9 protein-coding genes are annotated in these 13,585 nt (G+C 46.6%); 4 read left to right on the plus strand and 5 right to left on the minus strand.

Features of this window, described 5'->3' with window-relative positions:
* Window positions 1-40: 40 nt before the first annotated feature.
* Both BLR32_RS19460 and BLR32_RS19465 read right to left on the minus strand, forming a co-directional pair.
* On the minus strand, window positions 41-1,819 hold the full coding sequence (locus BLR32_RS19460) for a MutS-related protein (protein WP_176842348.1): 1,779 nt from the start codon (window positions 1,817-1,819) through the stop codon (window positions 41-43).
* Between the two features lie 96 nt (window positions 1,820-1,915).
* Window positions 1,916-3,349, minus strand: a complete 1,434-nt coding sequence (locus BLR32_RS19465; RefSeq protein WP_089834513.1) for a glycoside hydrolase family 125 protein — start codon at window positions 3,347-3,349, stop codon at window positions 1,916-1,918.
* A gap of 175 nt (window positions 3,350-3,524) precedes the next feature.
* Between BLR32_RS19465 and BLR32_RS19470 the strand changes: the two genes are divergently transcribed.
* From BLR32_RS19470 to BLR32_RS19480, 3 genes are all read left to right on the plus strand, one after another.
* A complete protein-coding gene (locus BLR32_RS19470) occupies window positions 3,525-6,851 on the plus strand; it encodes a methylmalonyl-CoA mutase family protein (RefSeq protein WP_089834514.1) in 3,327 nt (1,108 codons plus the stop codon).
* Between the two features lie 934 nt (window positions 6,852-7,785).
* The gene (ligA, locus tag BLR32_RS19475) at window positions 7,786-9,882 is read left to right on the plus strand and encodes an NAD-dependent DNA ligase LigA (RefSeq protein ID WP_245705467.1); all 2,097 of its coding nucleotides are present in this window, start codon (window positions 7,786-7,788) and stop codon (window positions 9,880-9,882) included.
* Window positions 9,883-9,890: 8 nt separating this feature from the next.
* Complete coding sequence (locus BLR32_RS19480) at window positions 9,891-10,331, plus strand: nucleoside deaminase (RefSeq protein WP_089834516.1); 441 nt, start codon at window positions 9,891-9,893, stop codon at window positions 10,329-10,331.
* A 129-nt stretch (window positions 10,332-10,460) separates the two neighbouring features.
* Here the strand turns inward: BLR32_RS19480 and BLR32_RS19485 are convergent, their stop codons facing one another.
* The 3 genes from BLR32_RS19485 to BLR32_RS34100 form a co-directional block, all read right to left on the minus strand.
* Window positions 10,461-11,393: an SPFH domain-containing protein gene (locus BLR32_RS19485; protein WP_089834517.1), complete on the minus strand. Its 933-nt coding sequence runs from the start codon at window positions 11,391-11,393 to the stop codon at window positions 10,461-10,463.
* Window positions 11,394-11,538: 145 nt separating this feature from the next.
* The gene (locus tag BLR32_RS19490) at window positions 11,539-11,748 is read right to left on the minus strand and encodes a hypothetical protein (RefSeq protein WP_089834518.1); all 210 of its coding nucleotides are present in this window, start codon (window positions 11,746-11,748) and stop codon (window positions 11,539-11,541) included.
* A 154-nt stretch (window positions 11,749-11,902) separates the two neighbouring features.
* Complete coding sequence (locus BLR32_RS34100) at window positions 11,903-12,607, minus strand: LuxR C-terminal-related transcriptional regulator (RefSeq protein WP_176842349.1); 705 nt, start codon at window positions 12,605-12,607, stop codon at window positions 11,903-11,905.
* Window positions 12,608-12,957: 350 nt separating this feature from the next.
* On the opposite strand from BLR32_RS34100, the gene BLR32_RS19500 reads away from it, so the two are divergent.
* Window positions 12,958-13,563: a superoxide dismutase gene (locus BLR32_RS19500; protein ID WP_089834519.1), complete on the plus strand. Its 606-nt coding sequence runs from the start codon at window positions 12,958-12,960 to the stop codon at window positions 13,561-13,563.
* Window positions 13,564-13,585 lie beyond the last annotated feature (22 nt).

A 13,585-nucleotide genomic window follows, 5' to 3' on the forward strand; every position in this document is an offset into this window, starting at 1 on the left:
TTTTTAGTAAAAATACTAAATTAATTAGCTATTTACCAAATCATATTATTTCCATCTTTTGCATGAGGAAAGTCGCATTCTTATTGCGCGCCACCCCTTCCCGGATGCGATAGTCGAAGAAGAGCTGATCGTCTTTAATGGTACTTTCAAAACAATAATTACGAATACGCTGCGGATAAGTATCCTCCATATGCCCAAGTTCCAGGTCATGTGTGGCGATCATTCCCAGGCAGTGATACTGCAGGAAATGTTCTATCAGCCGGCGGGAACCAGCCAGTTTATCTTCAGAGTTGGTACCTTTCAATATCTCATCCAGCAGGATAAACACCTGCTCACCGCTTTTCAGTACTCCCACTATCTGCTGCAGACGTAACAGCTCCGCCTGGAAATAGGATGTATGTTTGGCAATAGAATCCTTGATACGCATAGAGGTCATGATCTGCATAGGACTGCAGGTAAAACTGGTAGCGCATACCGGCATGCCGCGAAGGCCCAGCAGCAGATTGCTGCCTACGCTACGCAGAAAGGTACTCTTTCCACTCATATTAGACCCCGTAATGATCAGGAACTGTTGCGGCACTCCAATGCCAATATCATTACGTACGCATTCATGCGCCGGGATCAGCGGATGCCCCACTCCCGTTGCTGCCAACTGTGTACTCTCACTGATGGCCGGATAAATATATTCAGGATGATTATAGGCAAATGTGGCCATGCTGTTCCAGACCTCCATTTTCTCAATCACATCCAGCCAGCCTGGCAATTCGTTCTTATAGCGGGATTTCCATTTTTCCAGCGCTACTATACAATGCAGATCATATAACACAAATGAATTCAGGAACACCCCTATCAGGAGATTCAAACGCTGATCCAGCGCACTACAGATCTTTGATAGCTGATTAAGCGCTGTTCTCGCTGCCTGGGCCTGTTCGTGCTGGACTTTCAGTAATGCTGCATTTTCCGCCTTTTCTGCGCTGATCAGCGCCAGCAGCCCTGCCAGCTTGCCAAATATCTTTTCCTTATTGGAAATCAATTGATGCTGTGCATTCACTTTCTTTATCTGTCCACCTAGTATAGTCCAGTTCACACCGAGGAAAAACGAGAACGGGTAATAATCATCTGCTACAAAATAATACACTGCACTTCCAAGCAACAACAAAGGCATTACCCAACGTGCAACATTCACCCAATTTTTGTCCTGGAACTCCAGTGGCAGGGATAACCATTTGTATAGGCCAGGGATATCATCAGGCTGTTCTCCCGTGAGCGTAGCATGAGCGGAGAATAACTGCCGGAATTTAAACCGGGGCGTCAATTCACGCACCACATCCTGTTGCAGCCTGATTTGTGCTGCATCCATCAGGGGCTGCTTCAACGTATCTGCCAGGGCCCTCGCTCCCATCAGCGTACCGGTACGGTTCATATGCGCATAAAGGGAAGCCTGCCCAAATACATCAAGATCACCGGTATACGGATGCTGTTCGTCTGCAAAGCGGTTACCGTCGCCAAAACCCGATTGCCCGGTAGCGGCCAGCCGCCATTCCTTCTCATTCAGATCCAGCAGGACTTTAAGCAGGGTCAGTTTCTCCTGTTGTGAAAGGTAACGCACCAGTACTACTACAAATGCCGCCAGTGGGACCAGTGCTATCAGCAACCAGGTATAGTCAAAATTGCTGCGGAAGAATTGATATCCACAGAATAAAACGCCTGCAAAACATAACAGTCTGACCCAGCCCAGCGTGCTTAATCGCTGCTGCACCTGTGATATTTCGGTCTTATAATCGTTGATCTGCTGTTCGTAAATGGCAATAGGGGCCATGGGTTGTCGCGTTAAGGTTAAAACAGTCCTAAAAATACTCATCCTTCGCATGAATACGAAGGATGAGCAGTAAAAGATATTATAGAATAGAGTCAATTAAGCATATTGCCTTTTCAGCAGCTCCGGATGTTCTTTGCTTACTTTCATCAGCAGCTCGCCAAACAGTGTATTGGCCCAGGCAAACCATTTACGGGTGTACTTGGTCGGATCATCCTTGTGATAAGACTCATGGATGAAACCTGTATCACCATCTGTATTACGCAGCGTTTTCAGACATTCTGCAATTTCTTCCGGATTGCTGGTGGTCAGCGCCTTCATAATGATACTCATTGGCCAGATATAATCTGGTCCGGTATGCGGACTACCTACACCATCGCCATATTTACCCTTGTAGAACCAGCAATGGAAAGTACTCCATACAAAGTGGCGGGCATTCTGGTATAATGGATCATCCACGGTGGTATATCCCAGGTAAGGGATAGACAGCAGACTTGGTACATTGGTATCGTCCAGGAACAGGCGGTTACCGTAACCATCTACTTCCAGCGGGAACATATGCCCCAGCTGCGGATGTTCTACGATAGCATATGCCTTGATCGCCCTATCCACTTCATCTGCCAGGTCGCGACACTCTTTCGCAAAAGCAGCATCTTTGAATACCACTTCACTGATCTCACTCAGCTGACGCAGGGATACCACGGCAAACATATTGGAAGGGATCAGGAAAGGGAATACGGTTGCATCGTCAGAAGGACGGAAGATGGACACGATCAGTCCCACCGGCTGCATAGGTGCGCCCCATCCGCTATTTGGAACAGTGTCTGACTGAACCGGTGTTTTACGTTGGAACTTGTAAGGACCTTTGTTTTCTTTACGCTGTTGCTCCTTGAACGTTTTCACGATCAGCTTAGCCGCTTTTTTATAGTTGTCGTCCAGTACGCTGGTATCACCACTTTCTTTCCAGTAGTTGTAAGCCAGACGTACGGTATAACACAGGGAGTCTATTTCCCATTTGCGCTCATGCAGCTCTGGTTTCATTTCTGTCAGGTCGGAATCCCATTCGCTACCCGTAGGCCCTTCGTTGAAGGCATTCGCATAAGGATCGATCAGGATACATTTAGTCTGCCTGTTCACCACCCCTGCAATCAGTTGTTTCAGTTTATCGTCCTCTTTTATCAGGGCCAGGTAAGGCCATACCTGTGCAGTGGAGTCACGCAGCCACATCGCGTGGATATCGCCGGTCAGTACAAAAGTGTCCGGACGGCCTTTCTCCACTTTGAACTGTACGGTAGTGTCCAGTGTGTTAGGGAAACAGTTTTCGAACATCCAGGCCAGTTTCGGATCTGCGATCTCTTTTTTAATTGCAGCGATTGCATTTTCTACGGCCTGGCTGGTAAACTTACGTTTATCCAGCGGCGGACGTTGGGACACATAATCTGCCGTCATACCCAGTACCGCTTTAGGAAAACCCAGCGCCATAGCGCCTGCCAGCAAACTGCTGTTCCTGATAAAATCTCGTCTTGCCACCATTTCTGATATAGATTTTCTATTACGATTGCGTTTGTTTCTACGAAATGCAACTCATAAACGTGAATAATAGGGTGTAAAATAAAAAAATGTGTGAATATTCCACAGTTACGATTTTCGTAAATTACGGACTTATTCGGCTCCACGTTGCCTTAATACGTTCAAACACCAGAACAATATGACTGACAACTCAACTCATAAGATCCGTATCGTTACGGCGGCTTCCCTTTTTGATGGCCATGATGCAGCGATTAACATTATGCGGCGTATCATGCAGACAAAAGGCGCAGAAGTGATCCACCTGGGGCATAACCGTTCAGCTGCGGAAATTGTGGACTGTGCCATCCAGGAAGATGCCCAGGGTATTGCCATCACTTCTTATCAAGGTGGCCACCTTGAATTTTTTAAGTACATGTATGACCTCCTCCATGAGAAGGGCTGTGGTCATATTAAGATATTCGGCGGCGGCGGAGGTACCATCCTCCCTTCCGAAATCGAAGAATTACACCGTTATGGCATCACCCGCCTCTACTCTCCTGACGATGGCCGTCATATGGGACTGGAAGGTATGATCGAAGATGTGATCCGCCAGTGTGACTTCCCTACCACCATGGGGCTGAATGGACATTTGCATGAACTGCCTTCCCGTAGTGACAAACTGATCGCGCAAGCCATTACTGTCGCGGAGAACGATCACCTGAATACCCCGCTTCCTCCTGCTGAAACAGGCAAGGGTGTGGTATTGGGCATCACAGGTACCGGTGGCGCCGGTAAGAGTAGTGTGACCGATGAAATTGTACGGCGCTTCCTGCACAATTTTGACAAGAAGACGATTGCCGTTATCTCTGTCGATCCTTCCAAAAAGAAGACCGGCGGTGCGCTACTGGGCGACCGTATCCGGATGAATGCCATCCATCATCCCAGAGCCTATATGCGCTCCCTCGCCACCCGTGAGAGTGATAAAGCCGTCAGCGCGCATGTACAGGAAGCGATCGATATCTGCAAGACCGCTGGTTTTGACCTGATCATTCTGGAAACGTCAGGTATTGGTCAGAGCGATACCGCTATTACCGACTATTGCAATGTAGCGCTCTATGTAATGACGCCTGAATACGGTGCGGCTTCGCAGCTGGAAAAGATCAATATGCTGGACTATGCTGATGTCATTGTTATCAACAAATTCGACAAAGCCGGCGCACTGGATGCTCTGCATGATGTGCGCAAACAATACAAACGTAACCACGGACTATGGACCACCGCTGATGATCAATTGCCTGTTTTCGGTACCATTGCCTCCCAGTTCAATGATCATGGCATCAACCAGCTGTTCGAGAAACTGCTGGCCGTAATGGGAGAAAAGACAGGCGTTCGCTTTGGCAACGTTACCCATGAAACGACAGATGCTACCACCACCAAGTCCCAGATCATTCCGCCTGCACGTACCCGCTACCTCGCAGAGATTGGCGAAACCATTGAGGACTATGGCCGCTGGGTGGAAGAACAGTGTGGTATCGCCACCCGTTTATACCAGTTGCAGGGAGTTGCTACCATGTTAAATGAATCGCAACAGGTAGCACTGGCAGATATCTCCAATCAACTACGCACACAATTGCACCCGGAATGCCAGCACCTGATAGACAAATGGCCGGACCTGCAAAAACAGTATAGCGCCGAATTTTATGAATACCAGGTAAGGGACAAAGTGATCAAACAGCCGCTTTACAGCGAAAGCCTGTCACAGTCCGCTATTCCTAAGATCAGCCTCCCCCGGTATAAGGACTGGGGTGATATTCTCCGCTGGCAGCTGACTGAAAATGTGCCGGGAGAATTCCCTTATGCTGCAGGCGTATTCCCGCTGAAACGCGAAGGAGAGGATCCTACCCGTATGTTTGCCGGAGAAGGTGGTCCTGAACGCACCAACAAGCGCTTTCACTACGTATCTATAGACCAGCCGGCCAAGCGACTGAGCACCGCCTTTGATAGTGTGACGCTCTATGGAGAGGATCCTGCTCACCGGCCCGACATCTATGGTAAAGTGGGCAACTCAGGGGTAAGCATTGCAACCGTTGATGATGCTAAAAAGCTATACAGCGGCTTCGATCTCTGCGATCCGAAGACCTCTGTATCCATGACCATCAATGGTCCTGCGCCTATCCTGCTGGCTTTCTTTATGAATGCCGCTATCGATCAGCAATGTGAAAAGTACATTGCACAAAATGGACTGACCGATAAGGTAAATGCCATCATCAAAGAGAAATTCAAAGACCATCCGCTACCACACTATAATGGTGAGCTGCCGGCAGGCAATAATGGGCTGGGCTTACAGCTCCTGGGTATTTCCGGGGACGAAGTACTGGAACGCGATGTTTACGAAAAGATAAAAGCACACGCCCTCAGTACCGCCCGGGGAACCGTACAGGCAGATATCCTGAAAGAAGACCAGGCGCAGAATACCTGTATTTTCTCCACAGAATTTGCCCTCAAGCTAATGGGAGATGTACAGGAGTATTTCATTAAACAGAAGGTGCGCAATTTCTATTCTGTCAGCATCTCCGGTTACCACATTGCCGAAGCCGGGGCCAACCCTATCACCCAACTGGCCTTTACATTGGCAAACGGGTTCACTTATGTGGAATATTACCTGAGCCGGGGTATGCATATAGACGATTTTGCACCTAACCTCTCCTTCTTCTTCAGCAACGGTATGGATCCGGAATATGCGGTGATAGGCCGTGTAGCCAGACGTATATGGGCAAAAGCCATCAAGTACAAATACAAGGGTAATGACCGCTCCCAGAAGTTAAAATACCACATTCAGACCTCAGGACGCAGTCTGCATGCCCAGGAGATTGACTTCAATGACATCCGGACTACTCTCCAGGCCTTATATGCCATCTACGACAACTGTAACTCACTACATACCAACGCTTACGATGAGGCCATCACAACGCCAACAGAAGAAAGCGTGCGCAGGGCCATGGCCATCCAGCTGATCATCAACCGGGAACTCGGCACTGCGAAGAATGAGAACCCCGTACAGGGCTCCTTCTTCATAGAAGACCTCACCGACCTGGTGGAGGAGGCCGTACTAACTGAATTCAACCGCCTCACAGAAAGAGGTGGTGTATTAGGAGCCATGGAGCGAATGTACCAGCGGAACAAGATCCAGGAAGAAAGCCTCCATTACGAAATGCTGAAGCATACCGGCGAATATCCGATCGTGGGAGTGAACACCTTCCTGAATAAGAAAGGCTCTCCTACTGTCATCCCGGGTGAAGTGATCCGTTCCACACAGGAGGAAAAAGAGTTCCAGATCAATACCCTGACAGCCTTCCATAAGCGGCATGCACATCGCAGCACGGCTGCCCTCCGGCAACTACAGCAGGTAGCGATCAATAACGGGAATCTGTTCGGTGAACTGATGGAGACAGTGAAACACTGTTCCCTGGGTCAGATTACCCATGCCCTGTATGAGGTTGGAGGTCAGTACAGGAGGAATATGTAAAGCCTTATAGCGGGAAATTTCCCATGGTTATACCAGAACGATGCCCGTACATTGGTAATACTTTGTACGGGCTATTTTGTGTCCGTAGCATCCCGGCTTGATACCGCTTTGATACCGCTAATGCTGCGTTGATCCTGCGTTCATGAACGTAAGATCAACGCAGCATTAGCGGTATCAAAGCGGTATCAAAGCGGTGTCTGAAAGGATCATTCGCGTCAATAGACCCCGGAGGAGTCTTATTGTTTGTAGCCCGGGGTGACAGCCCCGGGACGAAATGGTTCGCCCCCCGAGGTAAAACGAAACGGGCGCCAGAACCGGCCTAAAATAAAATGCCCCTGCATAAAAAATTTATGCAGGGGAAGAAAATCTCACGGCTTTATTACATACTGCGAGATTTCATTGACGTGGAATTAGATAATATTTTACGTGGAATCTATATACGTGGAACTTATAAAGGCTAATATTCTAACATGGAATTACATAAAAGCATTAACGTAGAATCATAAAAGCATATCCTAACATGGAAATTTATAAAAGCAATTTTTAACGTAACATGGAAATTTATAAAAGCAATTTTTAACGTAACATGGAAATATTATAAAAGCAATACGGTCAAAAATCTACATTTCTTCGTTCTTTTGAATTTCTGTTAGCGGGTTTTCAAAATTGGCACTTGCTACCTCAGAAATTCAGATTTAAATTTTGGTCCTTTCAGATACTTTCGTTTCGTTACACAATCTTAATTAAATTTTTGTTAATAAAAAACTTTTTTAACGTCTTTTTCTCAAAAAAAATAAATACAGACAGCACCAGATTAAGCCCCCAAAGGCCACCACAAAGGATTTTAAATCATTTTCCACTATAACTTTCAAAGTATTTGTATTTTACACACTGATAGTATTTTCATATGTATACGAAAGAAATAGAAATTACTTTGCTACAATTAGCAAAGGACCTGTTAAGTAAATTGCAGCAAAAAGAAACCATTCAGGATCTTGATGAAACCCTGGATGGCCTGCGCCGGGTTATTATTTACAATGACTGGCGCTACTATGTGCAAAGCGACCCCGTTTTAAGTGATTACGAATATGATCAGTTGTATGCCTGGTTAAAAGAACTGGAAACCGCGAATCCGGACAAGGTCAGCGCAGACTCCCCCACCCAGCGTGTAGCACAGGGCCTCACCAAAGCCTTCCCCACAGTACAGCACCTCGTACCCATGCTGAGCCTGGAAAACTCCTACGATGCAGACGATCTGAATGACTGGGATCGCAAAGCCAGAGAGATCAGCGGTCTTAGCGAAATAGAATACTGTATTGAGCCCAAATTTGACGGCGCCAGTATTTCTCTTATATATGAGAACGACAAGCTGACCAGGGGCGCTACCCGTGGCGACGGCGTATCTGGTGAAGATATTACCACCAACATCCGGCAGATCCGTTCTATCCCGCTGGGCGCCAGCTTCGCTGCACATGGTATTCAGACCATTGAAATAAGAGGAGAAGTCCTGATCAATAAAAATACTTTCAAAGCCTATAATGAACAGCGCGCGGCAGATAACCTGCCACCGCTTGCCAATCCACGTAACGCAGCCTCCGGATCTCTCCGTATGGTGGATCCCCGCGAAGTAGCCAAACGCGGACTGGAAGCCTTCCTCTATCATATGAGCTATCATACAATGACAGACGGAAAGGCTGAACCGGAAGAGATCAGATCACATAGCAATACACTTCAGATGCTTTCACAGCTGGGCTTCCGCTCACCTGCAAAGGAAATGAAAGTGGTGAAAGGCATTCAGGCCGTGATCGATTATGTGCTGGAATTCGAGAAGGAAAGAGATAGCCTGCCATACGAGATAGATGGCATGGTGATCAAAGTGAATGATTATGCCCTGCAGGATAAGCTGGGTATGACTACGCACCACCCCCGCTGGGCCATGGCCTATAAGTTCAAGGCAAGACAAGCAACTAGTAAACTAAGGAAGGTAGAGTTCCAGGTAGGAAGAACAGGCTCTGTTACGCCGGTAGCGAAGATTGATCCTGTTCCTATTGGCGGTGTTACCGTTGGTTCCATTTCCCTTTTTAACGAAGATGTGGTTCGCGAGAAAGATCTCAAGATCGGTGATACCGTACTGGTGGAAAGAGCCGGCGACGTAATCCCGTACATCGTAAAATCACTGGCTGACCTGCGGGACGGCTCAGAAGAAGATATTAAATTCCCTACTAAATGCCCTGTCTGCGATGAACCGCTGTTCAAACCGGAAGGGGAAAGCGTATGGCGCTGTATCAACCTGAACTGTGAAGCGCAGGTGGTAGAAAGAATGATCCACTTCGTGAGCAAAGATGCCATGGACATCCGTAGTCTGGGTGAAAGCAATGTGCGCAAGTTCTACAGCCTTGGTCTGATGAAAGACATCCCGGGCATTTATAAGATAGATTTCAGCAAACTGGAACAACTCGAAGGTTTTGGAAAGAAATCGCTCACCAATCTGCAAACTGCTATAGAACAGTCTAAAGCACAGCCCCTGCACCGGCTGGTGTTTGGACTAGGGATTCGCTATGTGGGAGAGACCACCGCAAAAACACTGGCGAATGCTGTGAACCACCTGCTTGACTATAAAGAGTGGACGGAAGAGCAATTGCTGCAGCTGGAAGATATCGGGCCTAAAGTAGCCGGCAGTATCAAACAGTTCTTCCATACAGAAGACAACATCCATATGCTGCAGGAACTGGAAACACTGGGCGTAAACCTGAAAAGTACCAGGTCAGATCATCCTTCAGGAGGCAGCCTGGATGGGCAGACCTTCTTATTCACCGGTACACTCAATAAACTGAAACGCAGTGATGCGGAAGCGATGGTGGAAGAACAGGGCGGAAAGATCCTCAGTGGCGTAAGCAGTAAACTGAATTTCCTGATAGTGGGTGAAGATGCCGGCAGTAAGCTGGAAAAGGCGAAAAAGATCAATACCATCAGGATACTGAGTGAAGATGATTTTCTGAACCTGATGCAGTCACCCGCCACCGAACAATAAACAGGTATATGGACGATAAATATTACATGCAACAGGCACTCCGGGAGGCCAGGAAAGCTTTTGATGACGGAGAAGTTCCTGTGGGTGCTATCGTGGTGATGAGCGATAAAATAATAGGGAAAGGTTATAACCAGGTAGAAAGGCTGAACGACTGTACCGCACATGCAGAAATGATCGCCTTAACCTCTGCGTTCAATTACCTGGGTAGTAAATACCTGATGGAAGCTACGCTGTATGTTACGCTGGAGCCCTGCCTGATGTGTGCAGGCGCCCTTTACTGGAGTAAGATCGGACGTATTGTATATGCAGCAAAGGATGATAAACACAGCTACCGTAAAGTAGCGGGTGACAGCTCACCCTTCCATCCTAAAACAAAAGTAGAACAAGGCCCCTGTGAAGAGGAAAGCCTTCAGCTTGTCAAGACCTTCTTTGCACAAAGAAGACCATAAAATAAAACCGGGGTTATCTGATACAGATAACCCCGGTTTCGTATTTAATTTATGCATTCGTTTTGTTCCCAGGTTACCATCCCGGGCTACAAACACTACAGCTCCGGCAGGAGCTGAAATGCCGCAAGATTATTTTTTACTTCTGTCTTCCATCAGTTTATTCATCGCCATCATCTGCTGCATGGTATGATCCATACCTTCAGATGAACCATCCAGGAAGATCACGTTGCCTTTGGAGTTTTCCGCAAAGTGTTTGATCGCCTCTGTCCACATGGAGAAGAGGATCACGGAAGTATCCAGGTTGGCCTGCTGCATTTCCTTTGCCGCCATGGTCATACCTTTAGCTACCTCCTCACGGAACAGGGCCACACCCATACCGCGTAACTGTGCCGCCTGACGCTCTGCTTCCGCAGCGATCTTGATGGCGTTACCATCTGCTTCCGCAGCCTTGGTTTTGGTGATCAGCAATGCCTGACCTTCATTTTCAGCTGCCGCCTTCAGGTTGTTAGATGCTACCACCTGCGCCATGGATTTCATGATGGCGTCATCAAAAGTGATATCGTTCATTTGAAGGTCCTGCAGATGATATCCCCAGTCTTCCAGGGTCTTATCGATCTGCTCCTTTACGTGCTCAGTAATATCACGACGCAGCCCCAGTACTTCCGACTGGCGTTTGGTCGCAACAAAACCACGGATAGAGCCTTCAATAGTACGGATCAGGGCCTGCATGAAGCTGCGCTCGTCTACGAACTTGAAAGCAACATTCTTTAGCGTTTCTTCATCCTGATTCCATACAGAATAAAGCAACATGGCCTTGAAATAAACATTGGCCTGATCGATAGTAATAGCCTGGAATTCCAGTTCTACAGAACGGTTCTGGATAGAGATACGTTTAAATACCTTCTCGATCAGGGGGACTTTGAAATTCAGTCCGGGGAATAACACTCGGTTATATTTTCCGAAAATTGTGGTGACGCCGATGGTACCCTGCTGTACTGTCACAAAGCTTGAAAAGATGATCAGTACAACCAATACGGCGATGATAATGTATACAGTACCCATATATTGGAGTTTATGGGTATAAATGTATGATAAAAGACGACAATATGGAAATGACTTTAGATGAGAAAGTTAATATTTGAAGAAGATACAAACAACGGACGAAAGCCGGGTCAAAAACACAACGAATGAAGAACAAATGCTTTACTTATATCCTTTGTTTTCTTCTGAAATAAATATAGACGTCGTCAAGCTCAATCTGCTTCAGTTGATAGGCCAGACGGGTTTTAAGATCTCCCGTCTCATCTTTGATCTTTTTATATTGAAATTTTAACGCTTCATATCTTGCAGTTATCTCCTCCGCTGTTGCTGAACCGTCAAGCTGCAGTATACTAAATGCACTTTCCTCTGTAATCATGGCAATAGGGGTTTCAGAAATGTCTTTCTAACGTTTTAAATCTGTTTCGGTTAATGCCACTAAATTAGTCGAGTTTGTTTTGGCTTCAAATACCCAAGCTTGGGTATTTTTATACCGCCGGCGGGTGCCCTGGCGGCATTAATTACTATACAAATCACTGATAACCAACCTTTCTTGCCAGGGCTATCAGTTCGGTAGTATTCCGCACTTTCAGTTTGATCCTGATATTCTTCCGGTGGGTTTCAACAGTATACCGGCTCAGGTTCAGTGCTGCAGCTATCTCCTTATTATTCAATCCTTTAACGGCTAACTTCAGAATATCCCGCTCGCGGGACGTCAGTTTGCTGATCACATCTTCATGCTTGCGGCGCATCACTTCCAACATCGCCTCCGCCAGCTGGTCGTTAGTGTCCATTGCCATGGTCATATCCACAAAAGCGCAGATCACCTCCTTTACATTTCCGTGTTCATCGCGGGTATACGGAATAGCAAGCCCCGTCAGCCAGTACCAGTTGTCAGTACCCCGTTTACGGAATCTTAATACTCCCCCGAAAACATTCTTATTCTCTTTGAACGACTGTTGGGCTATCACAGCCAGGTCAAAGTCATCCGGATGCATGATATCTCTAAAGAAATCCAAACCCATGCTGTTCATCTCCGCCATAGTGTATCCTGTTACATCTTCCATATAGCGGTTACACCAGTTGATCGTCTTTGTGCTGTTCTGGTGTGTATAAAGCATGGCTGGTACGTTGTTCAAGAGACCTTCCAGCGATTGGATCCGCGTCTTTAATAGTTCATTTTCTTTCTGCAAGGCGTTGAGGGAATAGTTCTGGCCCATGTCCGAATCTGTCAACATACATTAAGTTTTATACAAACAATAGCTGAAACCAATTGGTCAAGAATGGCGCAATAATCCTCACCTCCTATACATCAGCGTAGGATTTGTATAGTATTGTAACTTTCACGTTTATACGAACAGGAATGTAATACGAAAAGTTGTTACAACGCTTAACGTAAATATAAAATAAAAAAGCATATATCCAACACAATTGGTATGCGAATTGGGCGGAACTACCTAGTCCGTCCGGAATAAGAATAACGGGCGGGACCTGTTTTGATATTTATGATATTAGGCAGTAAATTTGGAAACTCTTTTTGAGACACATATTCATTAACGTATTCATTAACGCAATAAAACATTAAGTTATGGCATTCACACTTCCGAGCTTACCGTACGCACACGACGCACTGGAACCGCATATCGACAAACTGACAATGGAAATTCACCACGGTAAGCATCATCAGGCTTATGTAGACAACCTGAACAAAGCAATTGCCGGTACTGAAAATGAAAATAAATCCCTGGAAGAGCTGGTAGCAAGCGCTGGTAAAATAAGCCCTGCTGTGAGAAACAATGGTGGTGGCCACTGGAACCACAGCTTCTTCTGGAAAGTGATCGGCCCTAATGCTGGTGGTGAACCTACAGGTAAACTGGCTGATGCAATCAAAAGCACTTTCGGTTCTTTCGCTGAATTCCAGGAAAAATTTGCGAATGCAGGTGCTACCCGTTTCGGTTCAGGCTGGGCATGGCTGATCGTAAAGGATGGCAAACTGGAAATCACTTCTACTCCTAACCAGGACAATCCGCTGATGGATGTTGCTGAAGTAAAAGGTACACCAGTATTGGGTATCGACGTTTGGGAACATGCTTACTACCTGAAGTACCAGAACCGTCGTCCGGAGTACCTGAAAGCTTTCTGGAGCGTTGTAAACTGGGATGCAGTTGCTAAAAATTACGAAGCTGCTATCTAATTAATAGTACATTGCTATAAAG

The organism is Chitinophaga filiformis (genome assembly GCF_900102545.1).
GTDB lineage: Bacteria > Bacteroidota > Bacteroidia > Chitinophagales > Chitinophagaceae > Chitinophaga > Chitinophaga filiformis.